The 17,606-nt window shown below is 58.2% G+C and carries 12 protein-coding genes; 6 read left to right on the forward strand and 6 right to left on the reverse strand.

Annotated elements, in window-relative coordinates:
• Positions 1-4: 4 nt before the first annotated feature.
• Both ftsK and lrp read right to left on the reverse strand, forming a co-directional pair.
• A complete protein-coding gene (gene ftsK, locus CSK29544_RS18425; protein ID WP_029038925.1) occupies positions 5-4,177 on the reverse strand; it encodes a DNA translocase FtsK in 4,173 nt (1,390 codons plus the stop codon).
• A gap of 119 nt (positions 4,178-4,296) precedes the next feature.
• Positions 4,297-4,791, reverse strand: a complete 495-nt coding sequence (gene lrp / locus CSK29544_RS18430; protein WP_000228469.1) for a leucine-responsive transcriptional regulator Lrp — start codon at positions 4,789-4,791, stop codon at positions 4,297-4,299.
• Between the two features lie 469 nt (positions 4,792-5,260).
• Here lrp and trxB point away from each other — a divergent pair, with 469 nt between their 5' ends.
• The 5 genes from trxB to infA all read left to right on the forward strand — a co-directional run bounded on the left by trxB (position 5,261) and on the right by infA (position 11,081).
• Positions 5,261-6,229 (forward strand): thioredoxin-disulfide reductase, encoded by a 969-nt coding sequence (trxB, locus tag CSK29544_RS18435; RefSeq protein WP_007888453.1) that lies wholly within the window; start codon positions 5,261-5,263, stop codon positions 6,227-6,229.
• Between the two features lie 115 nt (positions 6,230-6,344).
• Positions 6,345-8,111, forward strand: coding sequence for a heme ABC transporter permease/ATP-binding protein CydD (gene cydD, locus CSK29544_RS18440; protein WP_029038924.1), 1,767 nt, complete (start codon positions 6,345-6,347; stop codon positions 8,109-8,111).
• Positions 8,112-9,845 (forward strand): heme ABC transporter ATP-binding protein/permease CydC, encoded by a 1,734-nt coding sequence (gene cydC, locus CSK29544_RS18445; protein WP_007888465.1) that lies wholly within the window; start codon positions 8,112-8,114, stop codon positions 9,843-9,845.
• A 37-nt stretch (positions 9,846-9,882) separates the two neighbouring features.
• Positions 9,883-10,587: a leucyl/phenylalanyl-tRNA--protein transferase gene (gene aat / locus CSK29544_RS18450; protein ID WP_007888468.1), complete on the forward strand. Its 705-nt coding sequence runs from the start codon at positions 9,883-9,885 to the stop codon at positions 10,585-10,587.
• Positions 10,588-10,862: 275 nt separating this feature from the next.
• A complete protein-coding gene (gene infA, locus CSK29544_RS18455) occupies positions 10,863-11,081 on the forward strand; it encodes a translation initiation factor IF-1 (RefSeq protein WP_001040187.1) in 219 nt (72 codons plus the stop codon).
• Positions 11,082-11,248: 167 nt separating this feature from the next.
• Here the strand turns inward: infA and clpA are convergent, their stop codons facing one another.
• Positions 11,249-13,522 (reverse strand): ATP-dependent Clp protease ATP-binding subunit ClpA, encoded by a 2,274-nt coding sequence (clpA, locus tag CSK29544_RS18460; protein WP_004387935.1) that lies wholly within the window; start codon positions 13,520-13,522, stop codon positions 11,249-11,251.
• 28 nt (positions 13,523-13,550) lie between these two features.
• A complete protein-coding gene (gene clpS / locus CSK29544_RS18465) occupies positions 13,551-13,871 on the reverse strand; it encodes an ATP-dependent Clp protease adapter ClpS (protein ID WP_004387936.1) in 321 nt (106 codons plus the stop codon).
• 325 nt (positions 13,872-14,196) lie between these two features.
• Between clpS and cspD the strand changes: the two genes are divergently transcribed.
• Positions 14,197-14,427, forward strand: coding sequence for a cold shock-like protein CspD (gene cspD / locus CSK29544_RS18470; RefSeq protein WP_004387937.1), 231 nt, complete (start codon positions 14,197-14,199; stop codon positions 14,425-14,427).
• 64 nt (positions 14,428-14,491) lie between these two features.
• Here cspD and macB read toward each other — a convergent pair whose 3' ends face one another.
• Positions 14,492-16,435 carry a macrolide ABC transporter ATP-binding protein/permease MacB gene (gene macB / locus CSK29544_RS18475; protein ID WP_029038923.1) on the reverse strand — a complete coding sequence of 648 codons (1,944 nt, stop codon included), beginning with the start codon at positions 16,433-16,435 and terminating at the stop codon, positions 14,492-14,494.
• Entirely contained in the window at positions 16,432-17,544 is a 1,113-nt protein-coding gene (macA, locus tag CSK29544_RS18480; protein ID WP_007888473.1) for a macrolide transporter subunit MacA, read from the reverse strand. The genes macB and macA overlap by 4 nt, the downstream gene beginning before the upstream one ends.
• Between the last annotated feature and the right edge of the window lie 62 nt (positions 17,545-17,606).

Consider the following 17,606-nt stretch of genomic DNA (forward strand, 5'->3'; position numbering starts at 1 on the left):
ACGGTTACTCAAACGGCGGCGGCGCCAGCACTTCGCGGTTGCCGTTATGGCCCTGCTCGCTGACGATGCCCTGCATTTCCATCTGTTCGATAATGCGTGCCGCGCGGTTGTAGCCGATGCGGAACTGACGCTGTACGCCGGAAATCGACGCTTTACGTTTTTCCACCACAAACGACACGGCCTGATCGAACAGCGGATCCAGCTCTTCGCCGCCGTCGAAGCCGCCGCCACCGCCCTCGCTTTCGCTATCGGAAGTGATGCCGTCGACATACTGCGGACGCCCGCGCGCTTTCCAGTCCTGCACGACGGCATGGACTTCTTCATCACGCACAAAGGCTCCGTGAACGCGAACCGGCATGGAGGAGTTCGGGCCGGAGTAGAGCATATCCCCCATCCCCAACAGCGATTCCGCGCCACCCTGATCGAGAATGGTGCGGGAGTCGATTTTGCTGGACACGGTAAATGCGATACGCGTCGGAATGTTGGCTTTAATCAGACCGGTGATGACATCCACGGAAGGACGCTGCGTCGCCAGCACCAGGTGGATACCCGCCGCACGCGCCTTCTGCGCGAGACGCGCAATCAGCTCTTCGACTTTTTTACCGACCGTCATCATCAGATCGGCAAACTCATCCACCAGCACCACGATATACGGCAGTTTTTCCAGCACCGGATGGGTTGCATCCATGCTGTCACCTGGTTTCCAGTACGGATCCGGGATCGGGCGGCCCATGCGTTTCGCTTCGGCGATCTTCTCGTTATAACCGGCAAGGTTACGCACGCCGAGCGCCGACATGAGCTTGTAACGGCGCTCCATTTCATTCACGCTCCAGCGCAGCGCGTTGGCGGCGTCTTTCATGTCGGTGACCACTTCGGTCAGAAGATGTGGAATGCCTTCATAGACAGAAAGTTCCAGCATTTTCGGGTCGATCATAATAAAGCGCACATCTTCCGGCGTCGCTTTATAGAGCATGCTCAGGATCATGGCGTTAACGCCCACCGACTTACCGGAACCGGTAGTACCCGCCACCAGCAGGTGCGGCATTTTCGCAAGATCGGCCACGACCGGTTCACCAGCGATATCTTTCCCCAGCACCACGCTCAGCGGTGAAGGGTTCTCGCGGAATTTCGCGCAGTCCAGCACTTCGCGCAGGTAGACGGTCTGACGTTTTTTGTTTGGCAGCTCAAGGCCGACATACGGCTTACCGGGGATCACTTCCACCACGCGCACCGCAACGGTGGAGAGCGAACGCGCCAGGTCGCGCGACAGGTTAGAAATACGCGCAGCCTTAACGCCCGGTGCCAGATTCAGCTCGAAGCGGGTAATAACCGGGCCTGGCGAGTAGTTCACCACATCCGCTTTAATGCGGAAATCGGCGAGACGCGCCTCCACCAGACGCGCCATTTGCTCCAGAGCAAAGGTATCCACCGGCTCCACTTCCGCTGGCGGTGACGTAAGCAGATCCAGCGACGGCAACGGCGTAGACGGCTTATGCTTCGGCAGCTCTTCGCCATTACGCATCAGCAGCGGATGGAGCAGGCTGTCACGTGGTGATGATGCCGGTGCCGCTGGCTGTTGAGGCTGCACAGGCGCAACCGCAGGCTGAGCCTGATAGCCCTGAGCGGGCGCGGAAGGCGCCTGATAACCCTGAGTCGGTACCACAGACTGCGGTTGCATCTGAGGCTGATGCGTGGCAGCAGGTTGGGCATAGCCCTGCGGTGCCTGAGGCTGCGGCACATAACCTTGCGGCTGCACGTAGCTTTGCGCGGGCGCTGCGGGCTGCGCAACGTGCGTATGCGGCTGTTGCGGCTGCTGATAATGTTGCTGCGGTTGATGTGCAGGGCGATACGGCTCAGGCTCGACAGGCTCTGGCATAAACAGCGGCTCGCTCGGGCCGTCATTAACCAGTGCTTTCATCGGCGAAAGCGCAATGTCATCAGGCATAAACGGCGCAGCGCCAGACGGTTGCGGCGCAGAATAGCGCTGCTGCTGAGACGCGGCAAACTGACGTGCCAGCTCAGCCTGTTCAGCGGCGTCTTCCTCTTCCGGGCTCATCTCTGCCTGATACGTTTCGCCGTAACGCTGCTGCTGGGACGCGGCAAACTGGCGCGCCAGCTCGTCCTGATACATCGCATCGGCTTCTTCTTCAGAAACGCCCTGCTGCTGTTGCGCCATACGACGCTCCGCTTCTTCACGGGCGCGCTCTTCGGCCATTCGCTGGGAAGGCAGTTTGATGCCATAAGAGGCAAGCTCACGACGCGTCGGCACACGAACGCGATTCGGGCGCGGCAGCTGCGGGCCAATGCCCTCTTTCACCTGCGGACGCGGTGCTTCGCTGGCCGCCGGGGTAAAGGCGAGGCCGGCGGTTTGCGCTGCTGCAGACGTTGCCTGCGATGCAGCCTGAGCAGCCGCCGCAGCGACAGTCGCCTGTGCGGCTACGTTCAGGCCAGACGCGGCGGTACCAGCGGTATCAGAAACCGATGCTGAAGGCGCGGCAGGCGCGGGGTCTGGTGCGCGGACTGGCTCTGGTTTACGGGTAAGCTCTTCCGGCTCAGGAATCGGCTGATACCACGCGGCCAGTTGTTCGCGTTCGCGAGCGCGCTGGGCTTCCACTTCTTCGAAATGATACAGCGGCGGACGCGCGGGTTTAACCTCTTCCGGCGGTGCAACGGGCTCTGGCTCGTGCACCGGCGCAGTTTCATGAGCCGGGGCATACGGTTCTGGCGCAGCGTAAGGCGTTTGCGGTGCAGGATTATAAGGTTCGGAGACCGGCGCATACGGTTCTGGCGCAGAGGTATGCGACTCTGGCGCGTACTGACCACCCTGCGGCTGCGCATACGGATCGTGCACTGGATGCTGATATACCTGCGTAGGAGAGGGCTGCGCCTGATACGGCTGCGGCTGATGAGGCTGTTGCGCAGGTTGATAAGCAGGCGTTACCGGCGCGCTGTGCTGCGCGGGTTGCCAGTACTCTTCTTCCTGTACTGGGGGTTGTGCGGCAGGTGGCTGTGACGGCGCATAGTAATCCGGCTCCGGGGCAATCCCCGGATGCGATTGCGGCGCAGAAGGCGCGGAATGCCATTCAATTTCAGGCGCGACGTCCGGTGCCTGAACGCTTACCGCTTCAGACGGCATTGCCGTTTGCGCAGATGCCCAGACCGGCGCGACCGGCGTAGCAGCCGCGGCAACGGCGGCCGGGTCGGCAATCGAATGACCATTCAGCAGCGGGTCGTTTTCATCATAAAACGCGTCCGGTTCAGTGACTTTATGGCCGGAAAACAGCACATCGTCGGCATCAGCCGGCGTGCCGCGCACACTGTATTGCACCTCGTCGGCGTCATCCATCCGCTTGCCCGAAAAGAGCGCGGCGTCGGTTTTACGGGCGACAGGGTTGCTGAATTTGTCCGCCAGCCGTTGACGGCGGGCTAAAGCGCCACGAAGAATACGCGCGCGACGGGATTCTCCTTTCGCTGGCTTCAGCTCACGCTCATCCTCTTCATATTCGTCGTGCTCTTCATCGTCTTCGTAATCGTCTTCATCCTGCCAGGTGTCGTCACGGCGGGTACGGTTGCTGGCGAACGTCAGTACGGTAAGCACCGCGCTACCGATTTTCTCTGCGATGCTGACCCAGGACCAGCCGGTAAAGAGCGTCAGCCCTGCCGCCCAGACGCAGAGCAGCGCGATGGTGCCGCCGCTGCTGTTGAGCATCGGCTGAAGCGCGGTACTGAGCAGGCTGCCAATCACGCCGCCAGAGGCGAAATACCAGATATCGTCGGCGTTAATCGCCGCCAGTCCGCAGGAAGTCAGGATGAGCGCCAGTACGCCTATCAAGCGCAGCGCCACGGCGAAATAGTCGATGTAATCTTCGTTGCCGCGCTGACGCCAGGCAAACCAGCAGCCGCCCACCATGATCACAGGAATGGTGTAAGCCATCACGCCGAAAATAAAGAACAGCGTGTCCGCAAGCCACGCGCCAGGCGCGCCGCCCAGATTATGGATAGGCTCATGCCAGGCCGTTTGTGACCAGCTCGGATCGGAAGGATTAAAGCTTAACAGGGCGGCCATCAGCCAGACGGCAAACAGCACTACAAGGATCAGCAGCGCCTCGAGCAGTCGTCGCCCGCTGCTTAATTTAGTGAGTGTGACTTCTTTGTCTTCGGTGTATTCCTGGCTCAAGACAGGCTCTCCAGGTCCATGAGGTAAAACGGACAGCAGTGGCGAGAAACCCCGCCACTGCTGCTGTATGGATTAACAGGAGTGTAATCAAACTACGCCCGGTTTGCACCTGTTCTGTGTTAGCGGGTTTTAATGACCAGACGATTACTCTGCTTCACTTCTTCCATGACGACGTAAGTACGGGTGTCGTTCACGCCCGGCAGACGTAGCAGGGTCTCGCCCAACAGCTTACGGTACGCGGACATATCCGGCACACGGGTTTTCAACAGGTAGTCGAAATCGCCCGAAACCAGATGGCACTCCTGGATTTCTTCCAGCTTTTGTACAGCAGCATTGAACTGCTCAAACACATCCGGCGCGCCACGATTCAGAGTAATCTCAACAAATACCAGAAGTGAGGCATCCAGATAATGCGGGTTCAGCAGAGCCGTATAGCCCTGAATAAAACCCTGTCGTTCCAGGCGACGAACGCGCTCTAAGCACGGCGTCGGTGAAAGACCCACTCTTTTTGAAAGCTCGACGTTAGAAATGCGCCCATCCTTTTGCAGCTCATTAAGAATGTTACGATCGATACGGTCGAGATCTTTGCCAGGGCGCTTCTTGCTATCTACCATTATTATTGTCTCTCTGTATTCCTTCCCTACACCTGCCATTACCCGTTGCACTTCACTGTTCAGGGCGTCAGTTAGAAGACCGTTGCCCACTGGCAGCTATCGACATTACGTATGGCGTCTGTCCACGCCATGCGTGAATTTCAATAGCCCGGAAATTGGCACAAGCTTGCGCCAGAATGCGCGGCAACCAAAGCCAACCCTTTTTTCTTCCTCGAATGTTTTCGCAAAAGCGCAGGGGATTGTCAAAGCAAAACATCGATTTTTAGTAGAACGTGCCAGAGACTGGTTGCGAGCGGCGATTATTCCTCATTTTACTGCCTTATATGCCGCGCTTTTTAATCAGTAAAAATAATGACGCTATCGGCCGCAGCTATTGCATGAATCGTTAACAAAATTGCCACACTCTTTTTTTAGCCCCGTAAATTCCCTACAATCCAGCCCATTGTCTGCCAACAACAATGAGGATCTCATGGGCACGGCTAAACACAGTAAGCTGTTAATTCTTGGCTCCGGCCCGGCGGGATACACCGCTGCGGTCTACGCGGCGCGCGCCAACCTGAAGCCGGTTCTGATTACCGGGATGGAAAAAGGCGGTCAGTTGACCACCACCACTGAAGTGGAAAACTGGCCGGGCGACCCGCACGATCTGACCGGTCCGCTGTTGATGGAACGCATGCACGAGCATGCCGCGAAGTTTGAAACAGAAATCCTGTTCGACCATATCAATAAGGTCGATCTGCAAAATCGTCCGTTCCGTCTTATCGGCGACAGCGGCGAATACACCTGTGACGCGCTTATCATCGCCACCGGCGCCTCCGCGCGTTATCTGGGCCTGCCGTCTGAAGAAGCTTACAAAGGCCGCGGCGTCTCCGCCTGCGCCACCTGTGACGGGTTCTTCTACCGCAACCAGAAAGTCGCGGTTATCGGCGGCGGCAACACTGCGGTTGAAGAAGCGCTGTATCTGGCGAATATCGCCTCTGAAGTACACCTGATCCACCGCCGCGATACTTTCCGCGCCGAGAAAATCCTGGTGAAACGTCTGATGGATAAAGTGGAAAGCGGCAACATCATGCTGCACACCCACCGCACGCTGGAAGAAGTGACCGGCGACCAGATGGGCGTCAGCGGTCTGCGTCTGCGCGACACCGTGAACCCGGAAAACGTCGAGACGCTGGATGTCGCAGGCCTGTTCGTCGCGATCGGCCACAGCCCGAACACCGCGATTTTTGAAGGCCAGCTGGAGCTTGAGAACGGCTACATCAAAGTGCAATCCGGTATTCACGGTAACGCAACCCAGACCAGCATTCCGGGCGTCTTCGCCGCAGGCGATGTGATGGATCATATTTACCGTCAAGCGATCACCTCCGCCGGCACCGGCTGTATGGCCGCGCTGGATGCCGAACGCTATCTTGACGGTCTTGCTGAAAAGCAGAGCTAATTCCGCACGTTAAACAAGGCGACGAATCAGTCGCCTTTCTTTTATCCCCGTTGTAACATTGCCTGCTATCTCGCCTTGCGGCGAGCACTCTGGATTTTACTGCTCAGTGCATGCAATGAATAAAACCCGTCAACAAGAACTGACCCGCTGGCTTAAACAGCAAAGTGTTATCTCCCGCCGCTGGCTCAGCCTGTCGCGCCTGCTTGGCGTGGTGAGCGGTTTGCTTATCGTCGCGCAGGCTTGGCTGCTGGCCGATCTCCTTAACGATCTGATAATCAAAGGCATCCCGCGCGAGGCGCTGCTGCTGCCGTTTGTGCTGTTGATTTTGGTCTTCGTATTACGGGCCTGGGTGGTGTGGCTGCGCGAAAAAGTTGGGTTTCACGCCGGGCAACATATCCGCGCCCGCATTCGCCAGCAGGTGATGAACCGCCTTCAGGAGGCAGGGCCTGCCTGGATCCAGGGGAAACCCGCCGGTAGCTGGGCGACGCTTATCCTTGAGCAGATTGACGATATGCACGATTTTTACGCCCGCTACCTGCCGCAAATGGCGCTGGCGGCGAGCGTGCCGCTGCTGATTGTGCTGGCTATTTTCCCTTACAACTGGGCGGCGGCGCTGATCCTGCTTGGCACCGCGCCGCTGATCCCGCTGTTTATGGCGATGGTCGGCATGGGTGCCGCCGATGCCAACCGGCGCAATTTCCAGGCGCTGGCGCGCCTGAGCGGCAACTTCCTTGACCGCCTGCGCGGTATGGAAACCCTGCGTCTTTTCAACCGCGGCGCAGCGGAAACGCACAACATTCAGGCCGCCTCGCAGGATTTCCGCCAGCGCACCATGGAAGTATTGCGCCTCGCGTTCCTCTCCTCCGGCGTGCTGGAGTTTTTCACCTCGCTTTCCATTGCACTGGTGGCGGTCTATTTCGGCTTCTCTTATCTGGGCGAGCTGAATTTCGGCCATTACGGCACCGGCGTGACGCTGTTCGCCGGTTTCCTGGCGCTGATTCTGGCACCGGAATTTTTCCAGCCGCTGCGCGATCTCGGCACCTTTTATCATGCCAAAGCGCAGGCTGTCGGCGCGGCGGATAGCCTGAAAACGTTCCTTGAAACCCCGATTCAGCATGCTGAGAAAGGCACACTGGAGCTTCCCGGCTGCGAGCCGATTTCGCTTGAGGCACAGGGCCTGACCATTCTTTCGCCGCAAGGGAAACGTCTCGCCGGGCCGCTGAATTTCACGCTGCCCGCGGGCAAACGCGTGGCGCTGGTGGGGCAAAGCGGCGCGGGGAAAAGCTCGCTTTTAAACCTGCTGGCCGGGTTTCTGCCCTATGAAGGCTCGCTGCGCGTTAACGGTGTTGAACTGCGAGAGCTGGAGCCGGAAAGCTGGCGGCGTCAGTTGAGCTGGGTGGGACAAAACCCGCAGCTGCCTGCCGGAACGCTTAAAGAAAATGTTTTACTGGCCGATCCCGAGGCGAGCGACGCGCAGCTCCATGCGGCGCTGGATAAAGCCTGGGTGAGCGAATTCTTACCGCTACTGGCGCAGGGCGTTGACACGCCGATTGGCGATCAGTCCTCCGGCCTCTCTGTGGGCCAGGCGCAGCGCGTGGCGGTTGCCCGTGCGCTGTTAACGCCGTGCCGTTTGCTGCTGCTGGATGAGCCTTCCGCAAGCCTTGATGCCGGTAGCGAGCGCCGCGTGATGCAGGCGCTGGAGACCGCGTCGCTGGCGCAGACCACGCTTATGGTCACACACCAGATTGATGATATCGCCGCCTGGGATGAAGTCTGGGTAATGCGCGACGGGCGCATCGTGGAGCGCGGCGACGTCGCCACGCTCAGCGAGGCCGATGGCTATTTCGCGGCGCTGCTGGCGCATCGTCAGGAGGAGATTTAAATGCGCGCGTTACTTCCCTATCTGGCGCTCTACAAACGCCATAAATGGCTGCTGTCGCTCGGCGTCGTGCTGGCTATCGTGACGCTGCTCGCCAGCATCGGCCTGCTGACACTCTCCGGCTGGTTCCTCTCCGCCTCTGCGGTCGTAGGCATGGCTGGCCTGTACAGCTTTAACTATATGCTGCCTGCCGCTGGCGTGCGCGGAGCGGCGATTATCCGCACCGCCGGGCGTTATTTCGAGCGTCTGGTGAGCCACGAAGGCACGTTCCGCGTGCTGGAGCACTTACGCGTCTATACCTTCAGCCGCCTGCTGCCGCTTTCTCCGTCCGGGCTCGCGCGTTTTCGTCAGGGCGAACTGTTGAATCGTCTGGTGGCGGATGTCGATACGCTGGATCACCTCTATTTGCGCGTGATTTCACCGCTCATCGGCGCGCTTGCGGTTATCGCGGTCGTGACGCTTGGCTTAAGCCTGTTGGATGTGACGCTGGCGCTGACGCTCGGCGGGATCATGCTAGCGACGCTGCTGCTGCTCCCACCCCTCTTCTATCGTGCCGGTCGACCGGTGGGCGAAGCGCTGACGATGCTTCGCGCCAGCTATCGCCAGCAGCTGACCGGCTGGTTGCAGGGTCAGGCGGAACTGTCGATTTTCGGCGCGGCCGGGCGTTATCGCGAACAGCTGGATACAACCGAACAAGTCTGGCACGAGGCGCAGCGCCGCCAGGCCGGGCTGACAGCGCTTTCGCAGGCGATGATGACGCTGATTAGCGGCATGACGGTCGTACTGATCCTCTGGATGGCCGCAGGCGGCGTTGGTGGCAATAGCACGCCGGGTTCGCTTATCGCGCTGTTTGTCTTCTGCGCGCTGGCCGCCTTTGAAGCGCTCGCGCCAGTCGGCGGCGCGTTCCAGCATCTTGGTCAGGTTATCGCCTCCGCGCGTCGCGTGAGCGACGTCATTGATCAGCCTGCTGACATCACCTTTGCAGAGTCGGGCAAAGATGCGCCGCGTGAGGCCTCGCTGTCGCTGCGTAACGTGAGCTTCAGTTACCCGGGCCAGCCGCAGCCTGCGCTGCGCGATATTACGCTTGACGTCGCACCGGGCGAGCATATCGCGATTCTCGGGCGCACCGGCTGTGGTAAATCGACGCTGTTACAGCTTATTACCCGCGCCTGGGACCCGACTTCCGGCGACGTGATGCTTGATGGCGTCTCCATCACCGGTTACCGCGAAGCCGCGCTGCGCGCCACCATGAGCGTCGTACCGCAGCGCGTGCATCTCTTTAGCGCCACGCTTCGCGACAACCTCCTCCTCGCCGCACCGCAGGCCGATGACGCCGCACTCGGCGCAGTACTCGCTCGCGTGGGGCTTGAAAAACTGCTGGACGATGAAGGACTAAACGCCTGGCTTGGCGAAGGCGGACGCCAGCTCTCCGGCGGTGAGCTGCGCCGTCTCGGCATCGCCCGCGCGTTGCTGCACAACGCGCCGATGCTTTTGCTGGATGAACCGACGGAAGGGCTGGATGCCGAAACCGAGCGTCAGATACTCGCTCTGGTAAAAGAAGTCGCCGTACAAAAAACGCTGCTGATGGTGACCCATCGTCTGCAAGGGCTGACGGCGTTCGATCGCATCATTGTCATGGACAACGGGCAGATTACTGAGCAAGGTAGTCACAAGGAATTACTGGCGCAGCAGGGACGTTATTATCAGTTTCGCGCGCGTTCAGTACACTATCATTGATTGATATTTGACACTGTTGTCATGGAGCGCCGTTGTGATGCGTCTGGTGCAGCTTTCTCGTCATTCGATTGCTTTTCCCTCGCCTGAGGGGGCGTTACGTGAACCCAACGGCTTACTGGCATTAGGCGGGGATCTCAGCCCCGCTCGTCTGATGATGGCCTATCAGCAGGGCATTTTTCCATGGTTCTCGCCGGGAGACCCGATCTTGTGGTGGTCCCCGGACCCCCGCGCGGTGATCTGGCCTGAGCGGTTGCACATCAGCCGCAGCATGAAGCGCTTTCACCGCCGTTCGCCCTATCGCGTGACGCTGAATCACGCGTTTAACGCTGTTATCCAGGGCTGCGCCAGCGACCGTGACGACGGCACCTGGATAACCAACGATGTGGTGATCGCCTGGCAGCGCCTGCATGAACTGGGCCATGCGCACTCTGTTGAAGTCTGGCAGGACGATACGCTCGTGGGCGGCATGTATGGCGTGGCGCAGGGCGCGCTGTTTTGCGGCGAATCGATGTTCAGCCGCCGTGAGAACGCCTCGAAAACCGCGCTGGTGGTGTTTTGCGACTACTTTGTCGCGCAGGGCGGCAGGCTGATTGATTGTCAGGTGCTCAACCCGCACACCGCGTCGCTGGGCGCAGTCGAGATCCCGCGCCGCGATTATTTACAACGCCTGGCGGAGCTTCGCCCGTTGCCGCTCGAAAAACGCTGCTGGGTGCCGCAAACCCTTTTTACGCCCGCAGGATAGCAGAATGTTTTCGGCACATTTTTTGTCAGGGTGTTATACTTACGCACGCAGAAAATGACTGCCATTACCCTGCCGCCGTTTTGGGACCCTCCGTTAACGCAACGCTTTGGATCTCACGCTCCCCGTTACGCTTGCGCTGCCCGCGCGGTTTTGTCGTGGGAGCGGGAAGGCGCAGCGGTACAACGGGCATTTCGCCCGCAAAACTTTACTTAATGGGTGAACTTGGGCATTATCTTGCCGGTTCAAACTATGGTAGTGATACCCCAGAGGATTAGATGGCCAAAGAAGACAATATTGAAATGCAGGGTACCGTTCTTGAAACGTTACCTAACACTATGTTCCGCGTAGAACTGGAAAACGGTCACGTGGTAACTGCCCATATCTCCGGTAAAATGCGCAAAAACTACATCCGCATTCTGACGGGCGACAAAGTGACTGTTGAGCTGACCCCGTACGACCTGAGCAAAGGCCGCATTGTCTTCCGTAGTCGCTAAGTTTGTACAGGCTTCTTAAGCGAAGCCAGGCCGCGCCGCCGTTTGCCGCGCCAGCCTGAAAAAAAGCGCCCTTTTGCGGCGCTTTTTTTATGCGTGTCTTGCCTGAAAAAGCGATAAAAAAACGCCGGATATCGCTATCCGGCGTTGTGTCTTATATACGCATGGCGTTAGTGCGCGGCTTCAGGCTTATGCTTCTGCGCGCTCTGGAAGCTGTACGTCAGTTTATCGCCTTCTTTATCCAGCGCGACGGAGACCTGGCCGCCATCCACCAGCGAACCAAAGAGCAGCTCGTTGGCCAGCGGTTTTTTCAGGTTGTCCTGAATCACGCGGGTCATCGGGCGTGCGCCCATCGCACGGTCGTAGCCTTTCTCCGCCAGCCAGTCACGCGCTTCCTGGCTAACTTCCAGGGAGACGCCTTTCTGGTCAAGCTGCGCCTGCAGTTCAACGATGAACTTGTCGACAACCTGATGAATCACCTCGGTAGAGAGATGGTTGAACCAGATAATGTTGTCGAGACGGTTACGGAACTCCGGCGTAAAGATCTTTTTGATCTCCTCCATCGCGTCGGTGCTGTTGTCCTGACGGATAAGCCCAATCGATTTACGCTCGGTTTCACGCACGCCGGCGTTGGTGGTCATTACCAGAATCACGTTGCGGAAATCCGCTTTACGCCCGTTGTTATCGGTCAGCGTGCCGTTGTCCATCACCTGCAGCAGCAGGTTAAAGACATCCGGGTGCGCTTTTTCGATTTCATCAAGCAGCAGTACCGCATGCGGATGTTTGATGACCGCGTCAGTCAGCAGACCGCCCTGATCAAACCCAACGTAGCCCGGAGGCGCGCCAATCAGACGGCTGACGGTATGACGTTCCATATATTCGGACATATCAAAGCGCAGCAGTTCAATACCCAGCGCTTTGGACAGCTGCACCGTCACCTCGGTTTTCCCGACGCCGGTCGGGCCTGCGAAGAGGAAAGAACCTACCGGTTTACGGTCATGCCCCAGCCCCGCACGGCTCATTTTGATGGCTTCGGTTAAGGCCTCAATGGCTTTATCCTGACCAAACACCAGCATTTTCAGGCGATCGCCCAGGTTTTTGAGCGTATCGCGATCGCTTTGCGACACGCTCTTCTCCGGGATACGCGCGATGCGAGCCACCACGGTTTCGATATCCGCCACATTGACGGTTTTCTTACGCTTGCTGACTGGCATCAGACGCGCACGCGCGCCCGCTTCGTCGATAACGTCGATGGCCTTATCCGGCAGATGACGGTCATTGATATATTTAACCGCCAGCTCCACCGCCGCGCGTACCGCTTTCGCGGTGTAACGGACGTCGTGGTGCGCTTCATATTTCGGCTTCAGGCCGTTAATGATCTGTACGGTTTCCTCAACGCTCGGCTCGGTGATGTCGATTTTCTGGAAGCGACGCGCCAGCGCGCGGTCTTTTTCGAAAATGTTGCTGAACTCCTGATACGTCGTGGAGCCCATGACCCGGATTTTGCCGCTGGAGAGCAGCGGTTTAATCAGGTTTGCCGCATCGACCTGGCCGCCGGAGGCCGCGCCCGCGCCGATGATGGTATGGATTTCGTCGATAAACAGGATGCTGTTGTTATCCTGCTCAAGTTGTTTAAGCAGCGCCTTGAAGCGTTTTTCAAAATCGCCGCGGTATTTAGTGCCCGCCAGCAGCGAGCCGATATCCAGCGCGTAGATAGTGCAGTCGGCCATCACTTCCGGCACGTCGCCCTGCACGATACGCCAGGCGAGCCCTTCGGCGATGGCGGTTTTCCCGACGCCCGATTCACCCACCAGCAGCGGGTTGTTTTTCCGGCGACGGCAGAGCACCTGAATGGCGCGCTCCAGCTCTTTGTCGCGGCCAATCAGCGGATCGATGCCGCCAACGCGGGCAAGCTGATTGAGATTGGTGGTGAAGTTTTCCATACGCTCCTCCCCGCCTGCCTGCTCTTCGTTGACCGGATTGTCATTGCCCGGCGCCTGGCCCGGCTCGTCTTTACGGGTACCGTGGGAGATGAAATTCACCACATCGAGGCGACTGACTTCATGTTTACGCAACAGATAGGCCGCCTGAGACTCCTGTTCGCTGAAGATAGCCACTAAGACATTGGCACCAGTCACTTCGCTACGGCCGGAGGACTGGACGTGGAACACGGCGCGCTGCAACACGCGCTGGAAGCTGAGCGTCGGCTGAGTGTCGCGCTCCTCTTCGCTCGCGGGCAGTACGGGTGTGGTTTGTTCAATGAAGGCTTCGAGTTCCTGACGCAGCGCCACCAGATCCACGGAACAGGCTTCAAGCGCCTCCCGTGCCGATGGGTTACTGAGCAGAGCCAGTAACAGATGCTCGACGGTCATAAACTCATGTCGGTGCTCGCGCGCTCTGGCGAAAGCCATGTTTAAACTGAGTTCCAGTTCCTGGTTGAGCATAGGGCACCCCCTCAATAGTTTGCCTTAATCAGGCTTTTTCCAGCGTACACAACAACGGATGGTCGTTCTCCCTCGCATATTTGTTCACCAGCGCCACTTTGGTTTCCGCCACTTCCGCGGTGAAAACGCCACAGATGGCTTTCCCCTGATAGTGAACCGTGAGCATCAGTTGCGTTGCACGTTCTACATCATAAGAAAAGAACTTTTGTAGCACGTCAATAACAAATTCCATCGGCGTGTAATCGTCGTTCATTAATATAACTTTATACATAGATGGCGGCTTTAGCGCTTCGCGCAGGTCATCTTCCGCCAAATGGTCAAAATCCAGCCAACTTTTGTCTTTACTCATTGCCAGTCGTCATCATGGTTAAACAGTACAGCCAGCGTGTTTTCCGGCGCTCTGGTTGAGTGTAATACGCATCCTGAATCTACCCTAATGTTCAGCAAGCAACCAGCTATCACTGGTATTCGCGAGCTCTGTCACATTAATGAAAATAGCGTTAACTGCTTCAAAATTTTGACTCAATCCCACCTGCCAGACCCCGGTGAACGCTTGACGAAGAGTGCGATTTCTCTAAATTGTACAAGCGTGAGTTGGCGAGGTTTTGAACAGCCCCCCTCACCCACCGGTTCAATCCATCTTACTCAATAAGACTTATGAAGGATGTCGAAGCATGGAGACGGGTACTGTTAAATGGTTCAATAACGCCAAAGGGTTTGGGTTCATCTGCCCTGAAGGCGGCGGCGAAGATATCTTTGCGCACTACTCTACAATCCAGATGGACGGCTACAGAACGCTGAAAGCCGGACAAGTCGTGAGGTTCGATGTGCATCAGGGTCCCAAAGGCAACCATGCCAGCGTCATTGTCCCTCTTGAAGCAGAAGCCGCATCCGCAGTTGCGTAACTCTTCTGTTTCATTGTGTACATCCTGCTCCTGAAATGCCAGTCCCGTGGACTGGCATTTTTATTTATTCACGGGCAAGCGCATCCACAGGATTGAGTCTGGCGGCGTTGCGGGCGGGCAGCCAGCCAAACAACACCCCCGTCGCGCTGGAGCACAAAAATGCGGTCAGCAGCGCCACGGGCGAAAAACCAATCTCCCAGCCTGGTAAAATGAGCTGTAGCGCAAACGCGATCAGCAGTGAGAGACCAATCCCAAGCGCGCCGCCCACCAGACAGACCAGCACAGCCTCAATCAAAAACTGCTGTAGCACATCGCTTTTGCGCGCGCCGACCGCCATACGAATGCCGATTTCCCGGGTGCGCTCGGTCACTGACACCAGCATGATATTCATCACCCCGATGCCGCCCACGACCAGCGAAATCACCGCCACCAGCGTCAGAAACAGTTGAAGAGTACGTGTGGTCTTTTCGGCGGTTTTCAATACGCCGTCCATATTCCAGGTGAAAAAGTCTTTTTTACCGTGACGCAGCGTTAGCAGGCGCGTGAGCTGCTGCTCCGCCTCACTGCTGTCGTAGCCCTCTTTCACCCGCACGGTAATAGAGTTCAGCCACGACTGGCCCATAATCCGCCCGGACATCGTGCTGTAAGGCATCCATACCCGCAAAATTTTGCTGCTGCCAAACATCGACTGTTTCTCTTCCGCCACGCCAATGACGGTCGCGGGCATATTGCCGACCAGCACCACTTCGCCTACTACGTTTGCCTTATTCGGGAAAAGCTGGCGGCGCGCGTTACTGTCGATAACCACCACCTGCGCGCGGCCGCGCAGTTGTTCGTCGTTAAAGGTGTTGCCCTCGCTGAAGGTCATGCCGTAGACGTTGAAATATTGCCCGCTCACGCCGTTAGCGCTGGCGGCGACATCCACATTGCCATAGCGCAGGCGCAGGTTTTGCGACACCGTCGGCGTGGCGGAACTCACCCACAGCTGACGCTGTATCGCCTGCAGGTCGTCATACTGCAACGCCTGCTGGTATTGCGGATCGTCATCGCCAAAATCCTTACCAGGGTAAACATCAATCGTGTTCGTCCCGATGGAACGGATATCCTCCAGCACCATCTGTTTAGCGGCGTCCCCCACCACCACAATAGAAACCACCGACGCAATACCGATGATAATCCCGAGCATCGTCAGCAGCGTGCGCATCTTGTTGGCAGCCATCGCAAGCCAGGCCATCGTCAGCGCCTCACGGAAGCTGTTAATAAACTGCCCGAGCGCTGGCGCGTCCTGCGGTTGCGCAGGCAGCCGGGCTGCGTCGCGTTTCCCGACCGGCGGCGGGTTGCTGATTATCTCCCCGTCGCGAATTTCAATAATGCGCTCAGCCTGTGCGGCGACGTCAGGATCGTGGGTCACGATAATCACCGTATGCCCGCGGTCGCGTAGCTGTTTCAGGGTGGCTATTACCTCTTCGCCGGAGTGGCTGTCGAGCGCGCCGGTCGGTTCGTCGGCCAGGATCACCTGCCCGCCGTTCATCAGCGCGCGGGCGATACTCACGCGCTGCTGCTGCCCGCCGGAAAGTTGCGAGGGCTGATACCCGACACGCGCCTCAAGGCCAAGCCGCGCCAGTAATTCTCGCGCCCGCGCCTGACGCGCGGCGCGCCCGGTGCCGGCATAAATGGCGGGGACTTCGACATTCTGCGCGGCGGTCAGGTGTGAAAGCAGATGGTAGCGCTGAAAAATAAAACCGAAATGCTCGCGCCGCAGGCGGGCAAGCGCGTCGTCATTAAGCGTTGCCACATCCACGCCCGCGACCTTATAGCTACCGCTGCTGGGCTTATCGAGACAGCCGAGAATATTCATCAGCGTCGATTTACCGGAGCCGGACGCGCCAACAATCGCCACCATTTCACCGGCGTTAATGGTTAGCGTGACGCCTTTTAGCACCTCGACATCCGTTTCACCCGACGGATAGCTGCGGCGAATAGCACGCAGCTCAAGCAGCGCCGTCATTGCTCGCTCCCGCTCGCGCGGCCAATCACCACTTCATCACCCTCTTCAAGGCCCTTAACCACTTCTACCTGCGTGTCGTTACGCGCGCCGATGGTGACTTCGCGCTCGCGGGTTTCGCCGTTGCGCAGCAGCGTGACGTTATAGCGATTATCGCCGACCGGCTCGCCGAGCGCCGCCAGCGGAATAGTCAGCACATCGTCGACCCCGCCGAGCTGAATATGCACCTGCGCGGTCATATCGAGGCGCAGCACGCCCTGCGGGTTCGGCACTTCAAAACGCGCGTAGTAAAAAATGGCGTCGTTGATTTTCTCGGGTGTGGGAAGAATATCTTTAAGCCGCCCTTTGTAGCGGGTCAGCGGATCGCCAAGCACCGTAAACCAGGCTTTCAGCCCCGGTTTGAGATGAATCACGTCGGCTTCAGAGACCTGCGCTTTCACCAGCATCGTGCTGAGATCGGCAAGCGTGAGAATATTCGGTGCCTGCTGCGCGGCGATGACCGTCTGGCCCTGCAGCGTAGTTATCTGCGTCACCTCACCGGCAATCGGCGCGGTAATACGGGTGTAATCCAGGTTGGTTTTGGCCGTGCTGAGCGAGGCCTGATTACGCTTAATTTGCGCGTCGATCGTGCCAAGCTGCGCCTCTTTGACGGCAAGCTCGGTGGCCGCCGTATCGAGATCCTGGCGCGAAATGGCCTGCGTACGGGCAAGCTGCTGCTGGCGGGAGAGCGTAACGCGGGCGAGTTTCATCTCCGCCTCGGCCTGGCGGCGCTGGGCGCGCAGCTCCATCAGCGTCGCTTCCACTTCTTTGATCTGGTTTTCAGCCTGCTCAGGATCGATAACACCAAGCAGCTGATCTTTTTTCACTTTATCGCCGATATTGACCGACAGCGTTTTCAGCTGGCCACTCACCTGCGCGCCGACATCGACTTTACGCAGCGCGTCGAGCTTACCGGTCGCAAGTACGCTCTGCTGCAGGTCCCCTTTACGCACCAGCATGGTCTGATAACGGGGCAGCGGCGCGTTCAGTGTCTTCCACAGCCATACCGCGCCGATGATGATAACCAGAGCCAGCACCACGTAGCGCTTCTTAATCCTTCCCTTAAGCTTCATATCTTTCCTGACATTTCGGACGAATAAACAGAGTGTGCTCTCCCATTCTAAACGCAATCTCA

The sequence above is a fragment of the Cronobacter sakazakii genome, assembly GCF_000982825.1.
Lineage (GTDB): Bacteria > Pseudomonadota > Gammaproteobacteria > Enterobacterales > Enterobacteriaceae > Cronobacter > Cronobacter sakazakii.

Excerpts from the sequence above, each read along its gene's own strand:
- cydD (WP_029038924.1), top strand. The coding sequence starts at position 6,345 with ATGAATAAAACCCGTCAACAAGAACTGACCCGCTGGCTTAAACAGCAA.
- macB (WP_029038923.1), bottom strand. The coding sequence starts at position 16,435 with ATGACGGCGCTGCTTGAGCTGCGTGCTATTCGCCGCAGCTATCCGTCG.
- cspD (WP_004387937.1), top strand. The coding sequence starts at position 14,197 with ATGGAGACGGGTACTGTTAAATGGTTCAATAACGCCAAAGGGTTTGGG.
- clpS (WP_004387936.1), bottom strand. The coding sequence starts at position 13,871 with ATGAGTAAAGACAAAAGTTGGCTGGATTTTGACCATTTGGCGGAAGAT.
- macA (WP_007888473.1), bottom strand. The coding sequence starts at position 17,544 with ATGAAGCTTAAGGGAAGGATTAAGAAGCGCTACGTGGTGCTGGCTCTG.
- cydC (WP_007888465.1), top strand. The coding sequence starts at position 8,112 with ATGCGCGCGTTACTTCCCTATCTGGCGCTCTACAAACGCCATAAATGG.
- lrp (WP_000228469.1), bottom strand. The coding sequence starts at position 4,791 with ATGGTAGATAGCAAGAAGCGCCCTGGCAAAGATCTCGACCGTATCGAT.
- trxB (WP_007888453.1), top strand. The coding sequence starts at position 5,261 with ATGGGCACGGCTAAACACAGTAAGCTGTTAATTCTTGGCTCCGGCCCG.
- aat (WP_007888468.1), top strand. The coding sequence starts at position 9,883 with ATGCGTCTGGTGCAGCTTTCTCGTCATTCGATTGCTTTTCCCTCGCCT.
- infA (WP_001040187.1), top strand. The coding sequence starts at position 10,863 with ATGGCCAAAGAAGACAATATTGAAATGCAGGGTACCGTTCTTGAAACG.
- clpA (WP_004387935.1), bottom strand. The coding sequence starts at position 13,522 with ATGCTCAACCAGGAACTGGAACTCAGTTTAAACATGGCTTTCGCCAGA.